Annotated in this window: 20 protein-coding genes; 19 read left to right on the top strand and 1 reads right to left on the bottom strand. The window is 56.0% G+C overall.

The genetic code is table 11. From position 1 onward, the window contains the following. Positions 1-102 precede the first annotated feature (102 nt). From A37O_RS0108990 to A37O_RS15885, 18 genes are all read left to right on the top strand, one after another. Entirely contained in the window at positions 103-546 is a 444-nt protein-coding gene (locus A37O_RS0108990) for a phage portal protein (RefSeq protein ID WP_169332152.1), read from the top strand. Further along, the gene (locus tag A37O_RS0108985; protein ID WP_018297177.1) at positions 539-1,657 is read left to right on the top strand and encodes a VG15 protein; all 1,119 of its coding nucleotides are present in this window, start codon (positions 539-541) and stop codon (positions 1,655-1,657) included. The genes A37O_RS0108990 and A37O_RS0108985 overlap by 8 nt, the downstream gene beginning before the upstream one ends. A gap of 63 nt (positions 1,658-1,720) precedes the next feature. Continuing rightward, positions 1,721-2,302: a hypothetical protein gene (locus tag A37O_RS0108980; protein WP_018297176.1), complete on the top strand. Its 582-nt coding sequence runs from the start codon at positions 1,721-1,723 to the stop codon at positions 2,300-2,302. 11 nt (positions 2,303-2,313) lie between these two features. After that, on the top strand, positions 2,314-3,387 hold the full coding sequence (locus A37O_RS15890) for a P22 phage major capsid protein family protein (RefSeq protein WP_018297175.1): 1,074 nt from the start codon (positions 2,314-2,316) through the stop codon (positions 3,385-3,387). 72 nt (positions 3,388-3,459) lie between these two features. After that, positions 3,460-3,912, top strand: a complete 453-nt coding sequence (locus A37O_RS0108970) for a hypothetical protein (RefSeq protein WP_018297174.1) — start codon at positions 3,460-3,462, stop codon at positions 3,910-3,912. Next, positions 3,912-4,274 (top strand): hypothetical protein, encoded by a 363-nt coding sequence (locus A37O_RS0108965; RefSeq protein ID WP_018297173.1) that lies wholly within the window; start codon positions 3,912-3,914, stop codon positions 4,272-4,274. The genes A37O_RS0108970 and A37O_RS0108965 overlap by 1 nt, the downstream gene beginning before the upstream one ends. Then, positions 4,267-4,590 (top strand): DUF5403 family protein, encoded by a 324-nt coding sequence (locus A37O_RS0108960; protein WP_018297172.1) that lies wholly within the window; start codon positions 4,267-4,269, stop codon positions 4,588-4,590. The genes A37O_RS0108965 and A37O_RS0108960 overlap by 8 nt, the downstream gene beginning before the upstream one ends. Then, a complete protein-coding gene (locus A37O_RS0108955; protein WP_018297171.1) occupies positions 4,590-5,000 on the top strand; it encodes a hypothetical protein in 411 nt (136 codons plus the stop codon). Before A37O_RS0108960 ends, A37O_RS0108955 begins: the two co-directional genes overlap by 1 nt. Beyond that, positions 4,993-5,610: a phage tail tube protein gene (locus A37O_RS0108950; protein ID WP_018297170.1), complete on the top strand. Its 618-nt coding sequence runs from the start codon at positions 4,993-4,995 to the stop codon at positions 5,608-5,610. Before A37O_RS0108955 ends, A37O_RS0108950 begins: the two co-directional genes overlap by 8 nt. 99 nt (positions 5,611-5,709) lie before the next feature. Continuing rightward, complete coding sequence (locus A37O_RS0108945) at positions 5,710-6,150, top strand: hypothetical protein (RefSeq protein ID WP_018297169.1); 441 nt, start codon at positions 5,710-5,712, stop codon at positions 6,148-6,150. A gap of 89 nt (positions 6,151-6,239) precedes the next feature. Next, complete coding sequence (locus A37O_RS0108940) at positions 6,240-6,554, top strand: hypothetical protein (RefSeq protein ID WP_156802547.1); 315 nt, start codon at positions 6,240-6,242, stop codon at positions 6,552-6,554. 15 nt (positions 6,555-6,569) lie between these two features. Beyond that, positions 6,570-9,632 (top strand): phage tail protein, encoded by a 3,063-nt coding sequence (locus A37O_RS0108935; RefSeq protein WP_018297167.1) that lies wholly within the window; start codon positions 6,570-6,572, stop codon positions 9,630-9,632. Then, the gene (locus A37O_RS0108930; protein WP_018297166.1) at positions 9,629-10,504 is read left to right on the top strand and encodes a hypothetical protein; all 876 of its coding nucleotides are present in this window, start codon (positions 9,629-9,631) and stop codon (positions 10,502-10,504) included. Before A37O_RS0108935 ends, A37O_RS0108930 begins: the two co-directional genes overlap by 4 nt. A gap of 11 nt (positions 10,505-10,515) precedes the next feature. Continuing rightward, on the top strand, positions 10,516-11,814 hold the full coding sequence (locus tag A37O_RS0108925; protein ID WP_018297165.1) for a hypothetical protein: 1,299 nt from the start codon (positions 10,516-10,518) through the stop codon (positions 11,812-11,814). Further along, the gene (locus tag A37O_RS0108920) at positions 11,815-12,912 is read left to right on the top strand and encodes a hypothetical protein (protein ID WP_018297164.1); all 1,098 of its coding nucleotides are present in this window, start codon (positions 11,815-11,817) and stop codon (positions 12,910-12,912) included. It begins immediately after the preceding gene. Positions 12,913-13,460: 548 nt separating this feature from the next. After that, positions 13,461-14,033 (top strand): collagen-like domain-containing protein, encoded by a 573-nt coding sequence (locus A37O_RS0108905; RefSeq protein WP_026196270.1) that lies wholly within the window; start codon positions 13,461-13,463, stop codon positions 14,031-14,033. Positions 14,034-14,204: 171 nt separating this feature from the next. Further along, positions 14,205-14,612, top strand: a complete 408-nt coding sequence (locus A37O_RS16510; RefSeq protein WP_156802545.1) for a hypothetical protein — start codon at positions 14,205-14,207, stop codon at positions 14,610-14,612. Between the two features lie 86 nt (positions 14,613-14,698). Then, positions 14,699-15,562 (top strand): alpha/beta hydrolase family protein, encoded by an 864-nt coding sequence (locus tag A37O_RS15885; protein WP_018297161.1) that lies wholly within the window; start codon positions 14,699-14,701, stop codon positions 15,560-15,562. Between the two features lie 59 nt (positions 15,563-15,621). On the opposite strand, the gene A37O_RS0108890 is transcribed toward A37O_RS15885, so the two are convergent. Next, complete coding sequence (locus tag A37O_RS0108890) at positions 15,622-15,804, bottom strand: hypothetical protein (RefSeq protein ID WP_018297160.1); 183 nt, start codon at positions 15,802-15,804, stop codon at positions 15,622-15,624. 141 nt (positions 15,805-15,945) lie between these two features. Between A37O_RS0108890 and A37O_RS0108885 the strand changes: the two genes are divergently transcribed. Beyond that, positions 15,946-17,160, top strand: coding sequence for a DUF4185 domain-containing protein (locus A37O_RS0108885; RefSeq protein WP_018297159.1), 1,215 nt, complete (start codon positions 15,946-15,948; stop codon positions 17,158-17,160). Positions 17,161-17,173 lie beyond the last annotated feature (13 nt).

Below are 17,173 nucleotides of genomic sequence, written 5' to 3'. Positions count from 1 at the left end.
GGCTCTGGTGGCGTAAGGAATCCTGTTCCGTCAGCGGTCAGTTCATCGCTGAGTCAACCGCTGGCGGATACACCACTCAAAAGGACTTGACCTATTGAGGCGTTGGCCTCGACGTCGCAGACTCCTACGCATGCACTCACTGGGCAGATGGTGAACCTGTCGGCTGAGGCGTTGGCTGCTGCTCGTGCGCCGTTGACGCAGAAGGTGTATGAGCGTCAGATGAATGCGGCTGAGTCGTATTCGCGCCTGATACGTACTGGGCTGTACATGTCGGGCAACGTGGATGCTGCTGAGGATGATCTTCTCAGGGTGACGTGGCAGGACATGGAGATTCGTTCGATGTCTCAGGCTGCGGATGCTCTGGGCAAGATTAAGCAGATGTTGGATGTGCCTGCTCGTGCTCTGTGGGATCGTATTCCTGGTGTTGAGCGTTCTGACGTTATGGAGTGGGAGCGTATGGCTGACGAGGAGGCGGAGCGTGACCCGTTGAATGGGATGCTGCGCCGTAACGATGCTTCGACTACCGAAGAGGTAAGCGGTGGCTAGGACTAGTGAGGGTCGTGAGCTCACCGAGAAGCACCGCAAGGGGCAGGCTGGGATTGTGAAGCGGATGCTGAAAGTGCTGCTTGGCATCTGGGATGAAGAAGCGGATTACAAGAATATTGATCAGTCGTCGTTGTCGTTTGCGCGCCGGGCTGCGCCGGAGGTGTTGAAGTTTCGGGCGGTGTCGCGGGAGTATTCCAAGGATTATTTGGTGAATTTCCGTGATCTTGAAGTGCCGGAGCCGGAGCGTAAGCCGATTGCTGATGTGGTGGATAACTACAGTCTCGAGGATGCGTTGCAGGAGTTGTGGACTGCTGCGCGAGCGTCGATGAAGCGAGTATCCAGTAAGGGCTACAACACTGAGGAAGGTTTAGAGGCCGGCCGTAACGCTGTTTCCGGTAAGGCTACGAAGATCGTGGCCGATGGTGGCCGTCGCGTGATTAAGGACGATGTTGAGCGCGGTAATGGGCCTGTTGGGTATGCGCGCGTAGTGGATGCTGACCCTTGTGCGTTCTGTGCCATGCTCGCGTCTCGTGGCGTGTCTTATACCGGGTATTTGGCGGATGGTGCTGGCCTGTACCGCACGGATTCCTTCAAGGATACTAATTCGCGGTTTGTGGGTAAGGGTGATTTTAAGGTGCATGATGGTTGTCAGTGCACGTTGGAGCCTGTCTACAAGGTTGGTGGGAAGATTCGTCTGCCTGGTCGTGGTGATGAGCTCGCGCGGGATTGGGCGCGCGTTGCTGCGGGGGAGAAAGACCCTATAAAGGCGTGGGAGCGTTGGTGGAATTCGGGCACGCTGCCTGAAACTTATGATGGGCCGATTCAAGAGGGGGAGAAGCGCCCTAAGCCTCCGCGTAAGAACGTGAAGCCTGTGACTCGTGCGGAACGATCTGGTGAACCGGTGAAGAAGTGGTCTGAGTTGACCGACGAGGATTTCTTGGGCTGGGCGAACGATTTGGAAGCACGTTTGGTGAATGTTGATGCCGAGCTTGCTGAGTTGCGTGCCCTGGGCAAGGGTGATGATGAAGTGGCTGTGATGGCGCTGGAAACGCAACGTAAGCGGTTCTTGTCGCAGATTGAAAAGTATCGTTCGCAGGCTATGAAGATGTGATGTGAGCCAGCCAGGGTGCTGGAAACAACCTTCTTGCCTCTGTGCGAAAGGAACACATAATAAATGTCTGATACTACTGCGAATGTTGATGCCGATTCTTCCCAGGAGGAGAACGGCGGCACTAATGACACTGAACAGGTAACCCCAAACGATCTCGCTGACAAGGCTGGTGCCAAGTCTGAGGATTCGGAGGATGAATTCGACGAGGAAGAGCCTGGTGATGATTCCTCTGACGAGGATGAAGGCCAGGACGATGCGGATGATTCAGTTTCTGACGATGAATCTGATGATGACGATGATTCTGGCGAGGAGTCCGATGATGTGAAGCATCTTCGGCGGCAAATGAAGCGCAAGAATACGGAGAACAAGAAACTCCGTGAGCGTGCTCGTACTGCGGAACGTAAGGCGATGCAGTACGAGGCTGTTGTGGAGACTGGTTTGCCGTTCGAGATGGCTAAGCGTCTACAGGGCGACACGTTGGAAGAGATGAAGGCAGATGCGAAGTCGTTGGCTGATTCGTTTGGCCCTCGTGGGTTTGTTCCTGGCGCGTTTCCTGATGATGGTGTTCGTCGTGGTGAGGTTCAGGCAGGTTCTGACAATGAAACTGATCTTGCCAAGATCGGTGAACGAATTTATAACCGATAAGGAGTGCCGTTATGGCTGAACATCTTCTTTTTACCCCTGAGCAGGTAGCAACTTCTACGCTTGCTGCGCTGCGTAACCGTTCCACCCTGGCGCGTATTGTGAACCAGGACTTCTCCCGTGAGTTTGTGCCTGGCCGTGGCGCGACCGTGACCGTGAAGAACCCAATTCACATCGACCCTGCGCGTGTCTACACCAAGGAAAACCGCGCGAACGAGGACGAGATTACCTACTCTCGCTTGGTCCAGCCGTACACCTCTATAAGCCTCGAAGATCAGGTGTATCAGGCGGTGAAGCTGCCGGATGATTTCGCAACCTTCACCCTGACTGACATGGAGCGTGAAGTCGTTGCTCCAATGGCTGAATCGGTTGCGGATGAACTCAACGCAACGGTTGCTCGCGCTTTTGATTCTGTTCCTGAGGGTTTGACTGCGATTGATAAGGCCCCTAAGGGCCAGTTGTCTAACTCTGCGGGTGAGGCAATCACCGCGGATAACCGCGGCACTGGTGCTGCTGGTATCGGTCTTGGCTTGCAGCCTTCCGCTGCGGGCTCCCCTGTGCGCAACGCTATGTTGCAGGCAGATGACCACTCCCAGGTTCTTCCTGCGATTCGTGCTGCTCGACAGTTGCTTGGCCTGCGTGGTGTCCCTGCGCAGAACCGTTACCTCGTTGTGGGCACTGGTTGGGCTGGCGCGCTGCTGTCCACCCCGAACCTGTTCAAGGTCAACGAGGCGGGCACCGATGGTCTGCTGCGTGACGCTACCCTTGGCCGTCTGTATGGCTTCACCATTATCGAGGACAACACGATTGACCCATACGCTGCTTACGCTCTGAACCGCGATGCAGTCACTTTGGTTACTCGTGTTCCTGCGGTTCCTCGTGGTGTGCCGTTCGCGTCTACTGCATCTGCCCAGGGCTTTACCCTGCGTTACCTGCATGACTACGACGTGAATCGTTTGCAGGACCGCGCGGTTGTTGACACGTTTGCTGGTGCTGAGGTGCTTGATGGTCAGCGCATCGTGAAGTTGACCGCTGAGCCTGGCATCGAGGAGCCAGCGGCACCTGTAACCGCTGAACCTGCGGTATAAGCGCAAGGCTTAGTAATGCACCCGTACCCACCCAGGGTGCGGGTGCTTTTCCATATCGAAAGGAGGTAGGGCATGGATCGAGTAAGGTTAATTGAGCTCGGGGACCTGGAAGCGTCATTGTCCTCTGATCATGGGCCGATTGATACCGGTCTTGCATTCTGGGCGATTGAGATTGTTTCCGCGACTGCCCTGAGTATTACGGGTCGTGATTGGCGCGATTCGTTGGATGTTCCCCCTGGCGCGATGGCTGTGATGGCGCTTGCTACTCGTCGCTTGTACACAAACCCTGACCGGTTTACCCGTGAGTCTGAGGGCGACTACTCGTATGGCCTCGATGCAACGGTTACCAAGGCCGATGTGTTCACCGCATCCGAGCAGGCCGAGCTTCGGAAATTCCGTAGGCGCGCGCGACCGAAAGGCATCGGGACTATTTCGACGTACCGCGAGGAACCAATGCGCGGTGGTGGTTACGTTCCTGACGGCAGTGAGTTTGGCTTCCCGTGGTATTCGGAAGGTGATTCCTGATGCTGCGCTCGACTGCGATGAAGGACAAGGTGACTGTGGTGCTGCGCGAGATGCGCGAGAACGACCGTGGCCGTAAGGAACCTGTCGAGGTAGGCATGGTGGATTGTTGGGGAAGGTTGCAGCAATCCACTACGGATGACATCACCGCGTATGCGAGCGCTGGCGAGACTGGTGTGCTGAATCTGAAACGGTTCTATACCCGTTCATTCCCCGGGGACGATCTCTCACTTGTGATTGATGGCGAAGGGATTGTGCACCAGGTCGTAGGCGAACCAAAACGGCATCGCGGATCTAGGCGCACTGCGCGTGACGTAGTTGCACTGAGGCAAACAAGCGTGAAACGAGGATTAAGGAATGGCTGAGATTTATAAAGGCGTGGGCAATATCGTTGCCCGCATGGCTAGCGATTCGACTGCATTGGACGAGGCCGCGGAAAAGATACGTGCGAGCGCTGCATCGAATGCGTCGGCGCGCCGGGATACCGGGGAGTACTCGGGTAACTTCAAGACTGGTAAACAGGCTGCACCTAAGGGTGTGACTGACCGGATTGTGTACAACGACCATCCGGCTGCTGCCCACGTTGAGTTTGGGCACTTTGCGCGAGGGAAGGATGGCCGGCCTGGTGATTGGGTGCCTGGTCAGTTCAATCTCACTCGTGCCGCTCGGGGTGGTGCGTGATGGTTCAGCCTAAGCATGAGCGTTTTTCGCCTGAGAAGGTGTTGCTCGATGGTTTGCGCGCTGCGTGCCCTGGTGAGGTGATCGAGTTGGGGCGTGATGCTTCTTATGATGGTTCGCCTGTGACTGTGGTGCAGGTGCCACCTGCGAGCGCGGTTGGTGGTGGGTGGAATCGTTGGCTGTTCAATGTGACTGTCGTGTTGTCTACGTCTGCTCCCACGGAGGATGAAGCGTTTCTAGTTCATGAACAGGTGGCGGATGCGCTGCTGTCGCTGACCAATGTGGATGATATTGCTGTTTCTAGTGTGAAGTGTGACAGCGAGCCTGCGCGCGTGTCTCCACATAATCCGAGTGGTGCGGAACTGGTCACCTCAACGTATAACTTATTCCTTAGGAGAGTGAACAATGGCTGAATACAATGACAATGCCGTCTTCATGCCGGGAACTGGCACCGTAATGGGCGGTGCGGATGGGGCTGAGCCTCCCACCCATGAAGAAATTAAGGCGTGGATCGCCGGTGGCATGACTGGCTCGATTGGTACTTATGTGCCGCTTGGCTACACCTCGCTTGATGAACTGCCTTCTCTTGAATCCGAGATTGAGGGTGGCGAGGTCAAGGGTGCGTGGGAGAACCGGGCACTGCGTACTACCCAGATCACCCAGGCTGATTCGTGGACTGTGACCCCAATCCAGTGGTCCGAGGAGACGTTGAAGCAGCGATTCGGCGATAACGGATCTATCGATGCTGCGACTGGTTACTTTTCTGTTCCAGCGGTGTACAAGTCCACTCGCTTGTCGTTGGTCGTGATCGTGGTCGATGGTGATGGTTACTTGGTGTTTCAGCATCCGCGTACTGAGACTAAGCCTGGTGATTCGATTGAGTTCGATACTGAGAACTTTGTGGGTGCGCCGATTGTGTACACCGTGACTCAGGCACCGGGGAAGAATCGCCAGAACATTACGCACTCTGGCCTGGACCCGGCGAACCAGGCTGGTGGTACTGAATCTGGCGGCGCTGCCTAAGTTGTAGTTTCGTCGCTGACTGACTGCCCAGTGTGGGGTGGCAATGACAATAAAAGTCGTTGTTGCCCCACACTTTTTGCATTTCAGGAGGATATTTTCATGGCAAACAAGAAAAACAACACGAAGGCTGCCACCCCAGATGTTGAGCCTGTCGAGGACCAGGAGCCCGCATTGGCTGAGGTTGCCAACGAGTTCGATGCTGCGGAAGAATCTTACGATCTTTCCACCATGCCTGCGTTGAAGGGAATGAACCATTTACTGCCGTCTGCTCGATTCGCTTTTAAGCGGAAGGTGTTGGATGTTGCCGCGATGCTGCCTGAGGATTGGCAGGACGGGGAGATCAATATCTCGGAAGAGGACCTTTTAAAGGATGGTTCCACCTTTCAGAAGCTTGAAGATTTGATTATCGCTGCGGAAGATATTGTGCTCGACCAGGCGGAGGACCGCGAGGCCATGACCAAGTGGTTGATTGCGCAGGAAGATGGAGAGTCAGCGGTAATGGCTGCTTTCGGTCGTGTTGCTGAGCGCATGGGAAACTAATTGCCCTGCATGAGCAAGTTGAGAAGTTCGGGAGTGCCCTTGTCCCGGACTTTCAGCAGTTCTACGGTTTGCGGCTATCCCAAGTTGTTTTGGAGTGGGAGCCGGTAGAAGTGCTGCTGCTCGTGCGGGGATTACCAAGCACTTCGCGCTACTTCGCGCGCGTTCAGGGCGAAGAGAACGGAGTCGGCTGGTCCGAGAAAGACTTCATGCTGCTCGATGTGCGTAATGCCATAGAAGCCCTGCGTGTCATGAAAGTTAATTCCGGACGGAAGAAGGGGGCCAAGGGCGAGAAATTCCGCGAGTGGGAGAACTACCCAGGGTTTGAAGCTGCGAAGCGTCGCAGACAGAAAAGGAAGCTGGCCTCGTGGCGGAAGATGGCAACGAGTCAAGCAATGAAAACCTAGTAGGAGGTAGTGGGTATGGCTGATATGGGGCGCACGATTGGTGCCGTCAACATTAAAGTGATGCCCAACTCCAAGGGTTTCAGCAAGTCGTTAAAGGCTGAACTTCGTGGTCTTGAAGAGAAGATCAAGTTCAACGTCAAGATTGATTTTGACCCCGGCCAGGTGGCGCGCGCGGCGAAGTCTGCCGTTCAGTCTGCTCAGGCTGCGGTGGGCAATGTTGATGTTGACATGGGGGTGGATGCCTCCCAGTTGGCGCGCGAGGCGACTTCTGCGGCGAAGGCTGCTGAGAAGGCCACGGAATCTATTAAGACCGATATTGATGTTGATACCGGTGGGTTCATTCAGAAGGTGAAGCAGGCCGCGAATCGGGCGCAGGAACTAGTCGATGACATTCACGGCACCCTCAAGATTAATGCTGTCCGGTTCCTGTCTGCCGTGGCGGGCACTGTGGCTGCTGCTGGCAGGCCAACAATCAACGTTGCGTTGAAACTGAATACTAAGGGTTTCTACGCGTCTCTGGCTGCTGCGATGGCTGCTACGAAGGTGGCATCGAGGTTCTTCGGTTCGGAGATGCTTTCTAGCCTGCGCATGCTCCCCCAGATGATGGGTTCCATTGCGGTACTCGGAACGGCAATTGGTGGCCTTGCTGCCCCGTTGGCTGCGGTAGCTTCCGCTGCATGGCCTGCCGTGGTGGCCCTAGGTCAGTTGGGTGGCGCGTTGGTACCCTCGGCGATTGGTGCTGCTGCAATGGCCGTAGGCGTGCTCAAGAGCGCGTTCAACGGCATGGGCGATGCCATTAATGCTGAATCCGCTGAGGATTTTGCCGCGGCAATTGCAGAACTGCCACCCGCTGCCCAGACTGCTGCCACGTCGATTCGTGGACTAAAAGAAGAGTTCTCAGGCCTGGGCGAAGAAGTCCAGCAGAAGTTCTGGGCTAACTTCTCCAACATTGGTGACTTGTCTGCTCTCGTGCAACCTTTGCGAGATACCATGTCAGGGCTTGCAATGGACATGGGAAATGCCGCTGCTGGTGTAGTGGATTTCGTGTCTCAGGGTGTCGGTCTTTCTGCCATGAAAACCCTGTTTCATCACTCTGGTCAGGCTGCAAGCGACCTAACCTATGCGATTGCTGGTGCTGTGCCTGGGCTCGTTGCCGTTGGTGCTGCTGCTGGCCCCGTGCTTAGCGACCTGACGGAGCGGATTAATCACGCTGCGGATGCGTGGTCTGAGCGCATGGTGGCTGGTTTCCAGGATGGATCGCTACAGCAGTCTTTCCAAGACATGGTGACCAAGATTCAGAACATGGGCGAAGTCATGTCCAATGTTGGTGGCATCATTTCCGGTGTTTGGACAGCCATGACCGCATCGGGGCAGTCGTATCTGGGCACTATGTCTGGGGCTATCGAGCAGATGAACCAGTGGGTGAACTCCGCTGAGGGCATGTCCGTTTTGCAGGGCATGTTTGATGCTATGGCTGCTGCTATGGCTGCACTCATGCCGATTCTTGGCCAGCTTGGGCAGATTATTGCGGTGACCCTGATTCCTGCCGTTTCGGAGTTCATTACGGCTATTGGCCCTGGCCTGTCGGTGGCGGTTGATGGGCTTGCTCAGGGCCTGGCGGCTATTGCGCCTGCTCTTGCCCCGTTGGGTGCCGCGTTCGGTGAAATACTGGCTGCTGCTGCGCCACTCCTACCGGTGCTCGGGCAGATGGTGGGTGCCATCGGTGGTGCGCTCGCGCCGGTGATTTCTGCGCTCGCACCAATTGTCAGCATCATTGCTCAGGCGTTTTCCGCGCTCGCGCCGGTCGTTTCAACGATTGCAGGTGTGCTGGGAGTCGTGCTTACGGCTGCGTTGCAGGCTGTGACCCCGATTTTCAGCATGCTTGGCCAGGTCGTGGCCATGCTCGCGCCCTACATCGAGCAACTAGCGGTGGCCATAGGCGGCGCTCTTCTTCAAGGTATCCAGATGCTTGCGCCGTTCATCCCGCAACTTGCGGAAGCATTCATGCAAATCTTGCAGGCTGTTCTCCCGCTGCTCCCCGTGCTCCTGCAAGTCGCGGGCACGTTGATGGGTGCGCTCATGCCAGTTATCGCGGCACTGCTGCCAGTGATCGTGCAGATCGTCCAGGTAGTGGCCCAGGTCGTTACGGCGCTGGCCCCGTTGATCGGCATGGTTCTACAGGTTGCTGCTTCCGTGATTAGTGCTCTGATGCCTGTGCTGACTTCCCTGATTCCTGTGATTTCTGCGGTGATTCAGGTTGTTTCTTCCATTGTTTCTGCCCTGGCTCCGGTGATTGCCATCGTGATCCAGGTGGCCGGAGCGTTCTTGCAATTGCTCGCTTCCATCGCTGGTTTCGTTGGTAGTGCTCTGGGCATGATCGTGTCGTTCGTGGCTGGTGTCATTTCCGGGTTCGTGTCGATGGTGTCCACAGTGATTGCCGCTGTGGCTGGGTGGGTGTCCTCGGTGCTTGGGTTCATCTCGAACCTGGTATCGAGCGCGACAAGTTTCGTATCGAATATGTGGAACCGTGTTGTATCCGCGTTCTCGTCTGGTGTATCCAACGCAGTCAGCTCGGTAGGGCAACTTCCAAGCAGGGTGCTTAGTGTTCTGGGAAACGTGGGCTCGCTTCTCGTTGGTTCCGGTAAGGCCTTGATTCAGGGCTTTATCAACGGCATTAAGTCCATGATCGGTTCTGTGGCGGATGCAGCGCGCGGTGTTGTTCAGGCTGCGCGTGACTTCTTCCCGTTCTCCCCGGCGAAGAAGGGCCCATTCTCGGGCAGGGGCTGGGTGCTGTATTCAGGCCGCTCGATTGGTACAACGTTTGCCCAAGGCATCGCCGATACCGCTGCGGATGCAGCCGCGGCATCTGGGGGAATGATGAAGAAGGTCCAACGGAATCTCGACGGCTACAAGTCAGGGGTTAACTCGTCGCTGCCCGGTACAAATGCCCCAGGCGGTGGCTCTGGTGTGGATGCTTCGGTGCACATTGGCACGTTGGTTGCTGCTGATCCAAATGCTCCAATCCGCGAGGTTGAGCGTAAGCAGCGTAGGGCACAGATTAAGGCAGGATTGTCATGAGAAAAATTGAATGGATTGACTGGCGAGGTAAGACCTGGGATCTAGGTAATGGCACTGAGGGTGTCATCCTCGACTTAGATCAGGAGGGTCTCTCGTGGCCTGAGATGGAGCATGTTCATGTTCGTGGTGGGCAGGTGCGTACTGCTACCCAGTTGAAGCGTGCTGAGCATGATTTGAAGGTCCAAGTGGGTGTTGGCTTGGAAGGCGAGGAGTACTACCAGTTGCGGGAGGAGTGGTGGTTTCAGGCAAATAGCCCGTGGAATGAGGGTGTTTTGCGGTTCACGCGCCCTGGTGGCGAGACTCGTTGGCGGAAGCTTCATCTACTCGATACGCCTGGCACGTCATACACCTATGACCCTGGGCTGGGAGGTGAGCCACCGATAGAACTGTGGAGCCTCACTGGTAACGGGCCGTGGTGGTTTGGCCCCGAACAGATTGCAACGTTCTCTCTGTCCGGTTCTGGGCAGTCTGGGAGTGTTCCGTTCTATGGCATGCAGGGACACGCCTATCCGTTCTACATCTCGTCCTCGAACACAGTCAGCGACTTGTACATGGAAAACCGTGGGCAAGGTCCGATGTGGCTGACATGGAAACTGGAAGGCCCTTTGGCTAATCCGGTGTTTGGTGTGGGTGACTCGTTGCTGTCGCTGCGTGGACAAATCCCCGAAGGTTTGGTGGTCACGGTGAACACGAATCCGGTCGAGCGCACGGTTACCGATGACTCGGGAATGTCGTTGTACAACGCTGTCTCTGGCCGTTGGGGTGCCGTTCCAATTGGGTCTCGTGTCCCGCTGGTCATGTCATCTGACGGTATGACCGATGCATCCAGCATGAGTGCTATTGGTGCCGCTACCTACGCTTCACCGTTCTAAGGAGAATCATTTTGGCAACACTGTATTTTGACCAGGGCGGGGCAACGGAAACACCCATCGAGGTTGAGGTGATTACCCATACCGGGGAGCGTTTGGGCTACCTGGGCAGGGTGGAAGAAATCAGCCTGACGTGGAACGTGCACGAGGCGGATGTAATTGAGCTCGTCGCGCCGTTAGATAGTCTGTCAGCGCGTTTGGCTGACCAGTCAGGTGCAACGCTGGTGCGCGCAAAGTACCGTGGCATGCAACTTATCGCGGTTCCTACCCACTCGGACATTAACGCTCTCGAAGGTGACCCTGCGCAGGGCATGATTACCGTGACCGCTCAGGGCGGATGGCAAATGCTTACCGGGATGATGCTGATCCCGTACTTTGCGGAATCGTGGGGCAGGGCAGGGTTCTCAACGCCTGGACGCTGGAACGACACGTACACCTGGTCCACAGTAGGCCCATTGTCCAATGCGATTAAGCAGGCCGTGAAAACACGCGCGGAAGAAACAGCGGCACCCATCCTGACGGCACCGCTGACCGGCGAGGGGCGAGACACAACAATCATGTGGGAATGGCAATCAGTAGCAGATGGAATCATGGAAGTACTTCCACGGACAGAACACTACGTGGACATTCGTAGTCTCATGACCGGCGATATGACCCCCGATGGCACCGTGGGTATCTCACAACCAACAGTGTGGGTAGACGTGAAACCGTACCGGCGCAGGGACATTGTGTGGTCTGTGGAAGGTGGTGACGTAATCGACTGGAATGTGTCACACAGCAGGGCGCAGGCTAACCGTGTGTACACCATTTTCAGGCCAGATGATCACCCGAACCATCGAGATGCGCCTGGCTGGTTTACCCATGTGTATCTGCACTACGGGACCGAGCCATCACGCTGGAACACGCGCGAGGAAGTATCTGAATGGCAGTATCCAGATGATCAACCGAGGAAGTGGTCGGACCTCTTATCGTCCGAGATTTTCGGGATGATGGAAAACAATGGCCTGCGGATTATGGCTGAGAAAGGCGCATCGTCGGAGATTGAAGCGTCGATTGATGCAACGTTTGGGTGGGTGTTTGGGCCACCTGAGGAGGAAGGCGCAAGGGTGTTCTCTCTAGGTGATCTCGTGCGCGTGGAACTTCCAGCAGGCGACTTTGAACTGACCGTGAAATCTGTGGAAGTGCGCCAAACCCCTAGCGAGTTCACGGTTACTCCAACTGTCGCTAAGCAGGACGCTAAGCCTCTCGACACGTTTGACTTGACTGCGGATCTACAAAAGCGCGTGATGCTACTAGAACGAGGAGCACGATAAATGGCATTTACAACTGTGGCCACGTCGAACACAACGATTGGCCCTTCACAGTTCGCTGACATTACCCAGGCGTTGGGGCCGCGGTTCCTGGTCGATAAGCCTGGGGATTTGCGCCCGTCGTATTCCAACGGAAGTGTGATTGTTCAGTCTGGTTCCGCGACTGTGGCGGGCACTCGCGTCAACGCGATTGGCTCAAACTCCGTGGCCGTAGCCTCTGGTGGCCTGTCCACTCGTCGGTACGCTGTCGTGCTGCGCGTGGATTGGTCTAAGGGAGTCAACGACTCTGCACAGCTGGTAGCGATTCAAGAACCTACATTCAACACCACGTCCGCACCTGACACGACGAAGATCAACCTGATTCCAGGCGTGCTCTACGATGCGGTGATTGCATATGTCGTGTTTGCCGGTGGCTACACCTCGCCTTCGCAATTCATTGACTATCGCCCGTGGGGCGGAGATGGTGGCCCCATCCGAGTTACCCAGCAGGCATTGAACTACCCACAATTCTTGGACATGCGCGCCGGTTCGATGATTACGGTTGATCGTGGTTCTTATACTCGTCGCCTGGATGATGACATGGTGTGGCGCGATGTGGGTACCGCGTCGAATCCGTGGAAGCAATGGCAACCGATTCTTCGCTACTACGGAGATAAGGGCTACGGTGGCAACAATCCTAATGATGGCACGGCGGTATTCCTGGGCACTGGTGGTTCGTACCGTGGCTATTACCGTGTGGTTGATGGCATGCTCGATGGCTTCATTTCGATTACTACGGCAACGGGTCGTAACTTCGGGCGTGGACAGATCACGGTGGATTTGCCGCTAGCGTGTGCAGACTGGATGCCAGATACATGGTCCACAGGCCATATCTATATCAACGCGGATCGACCGCTGGATTTCCCGATGGAGATTCTTATCAAGAGCGGTTGGATGCGCGGCACTTTGTTTGCGCCTGCTTCTGGTGATTACTCGAATACGTATCCTCACCGCATCTCCCAGGACGGCACTACCGGTACGGGTGTTCCGAAGTTAGCTTCAGGGTGGCACTCGACGGGTGATGTGTACACGATGCATCTGTCGTATCCGGTGGCTGACTAATGGGTTTGTCGTGGGTGCCGTACCGGTGGAAGCCCGTACTACGTGCAGGGCAAACGTTTCGTATCACGTTCGATGTAGAGCGTGGCGAGTCGTTGCAAGGCTTGGAGGCTGTGTTTCAGGTGCAGGCTGGGGAGTTGCGTGTGCCGTTCGCGCTCGGTGACGGTTCAGCGCAGTTGTGGCTTACCGATGGCCAGGTTGCAGCGGTGGTGGATCGGTCCCCGGCGCATATCAGCATTGATACTGGTGCTGGGTGGGAAACTTTGGCCGAGGGTTTTGTAACGAAAGTGGGGTAAATGGTCGTGGCGGTTGGTGATTTTCCTGGGGGAAGGCTAATTGCTGGTGATGTCATTCTCACTCCCGTTGCTGGCCCGGTGGGGCCAAAAGGTGAGCGCGGTGAGCGTGGCCCTGTTGGCCCTTCCAACAACTTTCCTGCTGTGTGGGTGGGGCCAGGTTCCCCACCTGATTACGTGGAAGGTTCCAAGGTTGGGGATACCTGGATTGATTCGATTACCGGAAACATTTTCGAGCTGAAATAGGAGCACGTTCTTATGGCATGGACACAAAGGGGAAGCCTGAAAGGCCCGAAGGGTGATACTGGTGCCCCGGGTGAGATTGGCCCCGAGGGGCCGCGTGGCCCCCAGGGAGCGGAGGGTCCCCGTGGCCCCGAAGGCCCTAGAGGATTGCAGGGTGAGCAAGGTGAGCAGGGCGAACCTGGTGTTGACGGCAAGGGCATTGAGATTGCAGGCCAGGTGGCGACTTACGCAAACCTGCCAACGAATCTGACTGCTGCTGACGCTGGTAAGGCGTACATCGTTGATGCTGACGGTGACCTCTACGTGTGGACTGGTACGTCCTTTCCACCATCGGGTAGTGGTGTGGACTTCGTGGGCCCGCAAGGCGCGCCAGGCCCCAAGGGTGACACCGGCGCTGTCGGTGACCGTGGACCACAAGGCCCAGAAGGCCCACAAGGTGAACGTGGCCTGCAAGGCGTGAAAGGTGACACTGGGCAACGAGGATCTAAGTGGTTCTTTGGCGATGGCGCGCCTGGCCAGATCACTGGTTCGCTTCCTGGCGATAACTACTTGGATAACGTGACCGGCGTTGTTTACCAGCTGGATTAAGAGGGGAACGCGATGGCATGGAGTCCGAAAGGTTCCCTCCGTGGGCCACAAGGTGAACGAGGTCCACAAGGGGAGCGAGGTATCCAGGGGATACAAGGCCCGCAAGGTGAGCAAGGGCCGGCTGGGGAGGCTGCACCCAAAATCTATGGGTCGCTGAGATGGTCAGGGCCAATGTACAACCCTGTGGCAACGGCGTTTACGCGTTTACGATCCAACCATGATGGCAGGTTATATGTGCATGCATCCCACGGTGGCGCTGCATCGAGCACGCTGCATAATCCTTGCCTGATCGCTCCCGTGACAGGCGTGTACGTACTGTCTGCGACTCAGACATGGGGCCGTGGAGCTTCCGAGAAGGGCATGGGGTTAGGTGCTTCCATGACCGATGGTGCCGCAGGTTTGGAACTGTGGGCGGATGTCAACAATTCGATGTTCGGTACCGTTACCGCGATTCGTTTTCTGTCTGCTGGCACAACGTTGTACCCGTGGGTGTGGCGAGGTGCCGCACTGGTGGATATGTCGCCTTCGGAGCGTGGTATGCACTCGGAGTATTCAATCTCGTTGCTGCATGAGCAGTAGCGTCGCACACCGGTATCGGATTCGCGCCGAGTGCGAACCTTACGGGAGCCTAGTAAAACGCTGGGCGTAGTCCGATAAGGAGAAACATGGCAAAGCATACGCTTTTCGTAGTCCCAGGCACTTGGGAAGTAGATCACGCAACCGGTGGCCCAACCAAGGAAGGCCTGCTCTACCCGTACACGCATCGACTGAATCCTGACCTGTTCGATGTGCGATTCGTGAACTACTCCGCCGCGTTCGGCCCAATCCCACCAAACCAGGGACTACAGACCCCTGACTATGCGGAATCCCGCGATGCAGGTATCGCCGAGCTCAAGAAGATGATCAACGAAACCCCTGGCACTTTTGGCCTGGTTGGTTTCTCCCAGGGTGGCGCAGTCGTTGATCTCGTGACTCGTGCCCTGGTCGAGGGCGATATGAAGCATCGCCTCAAGGATTGCCTGTGGGTGCATGCGTTCGCATCCCCACATCGCGCAAAGGGCAAGACGTTCCACCTCGATAACCCGAACCGGCTCAAGTACGAAGGCATCGCTGGTGATCCAGTGACCAACACCGACACCATTGACTACTTCGCCTATGGTCTGCCTGATGATGTGTTCACCAACTGCGACATTAAGAACACCTACGGTGTAGAGATCTACAATCGGGCTATCAAAGTCTCCACCCAGACCCCGAGCGAAGTAATCCAGTCGATTGCCACGATTCAGGGCATTCTGGCGCTTCTCGGTGCATCGTTCGGTTCCTCTGGCTCTTCGTCTGTTGGTTCCTCCGTTGAGCCAATTGCGAACCCAGACTTCCTCACGATGCTTCGCACTCTGACTGCGCTTTCTAACCATGTGACCAGTGAGGCTCACGGTCGATACAATGACCCAACTCAGGCGGTGTTCAACGGTCGTACCGCTGTTGAGCACTCCCTGAACCACCTCAACTACTGGGGTGCACGTATCTAGAACAGCATAAGAATAACCCACCTTGGCGCGATTGCCTTGGTGGGTATTTTTATGTGCTTTTACTCGACGGGCATGCCGCCAAGTTCAAAGAAAAACTTGGAACTATTCAGTAGTGGCTCTCCGATTGCAGCGGCACTCCCGTAAGCCTCAACTTTTGGGATGAACCCGATAAAGAGGGGGATAGCTGCGAGCGTTGCGAGTACCCCGCCGATGGAAATGAATAGATCATTGATACTGCTCATGTGGTGTGGTTCCTTTCTCGGTTAAACCTAATCGTTTCATCGCTACGGAAAAGTGTCCTGTTACGTCGCAGACCATGTAGGTCACACTTTCGGGGGAGTTGGATTGGTGGTGAACTTAAATCAATGCATTAGGAGTTATTGATGGGAAAATTGAATCTCAACGCTGGAAAATCCATTCTCGACGGCACACCAACTTCCCGTATCGGTGTGGGAGGAACAGACCTAGGATTCCTCTTCGAGGGTAATAAGGGCCAGTGGGTCGGTGGCCTGTTCGGTGACACATTCAACGGGTTTCCCAACGAGGGTGGGTGGCGCTCCCCGGTGATGATGCGCACATCTAACCGCGACTTCAATACTGCTGGAATCAAGTGGGATAACGCGGCACGAGGTGGCGGAAAACTACTTAACTACCCAATGGGTATCAAGAATGGTGATGCGCGCCGTCGAGACCAGGGCTGTTTCTCAATCATCCCGAACGATGCCATTCAGTTGCCAGATGGTCACTACATGGGTATGGGATTCCGCGTAAAGAATTGGGATGCTGACGCTTCCCAAGCCATGTGCCATACGCACTCGAACACCTGGTTCCATTCAACCGGTGAACACGCTGAGGTATGGAACTTCGCCTACGACGTAGAGAAGGGCGAAGGCACCGAAAAGGGACTTGGCTACCAGTGGTGGAACGAAGGCCGAGACCAGTACTTTCAAAACGCAACGTTCCTGATGGCTCCAAACGATGACAACGTTTACGTGTTCGGCACCCCTGAGGGCCGTCACTTCGGTCTAGCCAAGGCTGGCGTGTATCTACGTCGTTGCGATTGGCGGCACACCTGGGAGCGCTCGAAGTGGGAGTTCTGGGGCTACAAAGACGGCAAGTGGCAGTGGGGCCGCGATGTGTGGCCTACCAAGATCATTGAACCAACCATGCCGGGTTCTTCCATCGGTGAAATCAGTGCCCAATACTTGGGTGGCAAGGTGCGCCTGACATACATGGATGGCACCCTTGGTGCTGTATGTCGTACCGCCGATGCGCCCGATGCTGTGTGGTCTGATCCTGTAGTCATGATCGACGGCATCACCTCGATTACCAACTCGATGTATGCACCATCGCTGCACCCGTGGAATACGGACATGGCGAATGCTGCGTTCAACATCTCGTCGTGGCCACATGCTGGCGATAGCCACCTGGCCTACGGCACTTACACCTACACCGCGAACATCGAGCCAGCTGAACCACTAGCCCCAGCGAATGACGAACTGCGCTCTGTATCCACCCAGGACATGAACACCGGGGACTCGCTAAACTACCTGTCTCGCCTACTTCGAGATGCAGCAGAACGACTCACTAATCCCTGAGCACGGAAAACTA

The sequence above is a fragment of the Corynebacterium lubricantis DSM 45231 genome (assembly GCF_000379425.1).
Lineage (GTDB): Bacteria > Actinomycetota > Actinomycetes > Mycobacteriales > Mycobacteriaceae > Corynebacterium > Corynebacterium lubricantis.
This window is presented reverse-complemented; position numbering and strand designations above follow the sequence as displayed.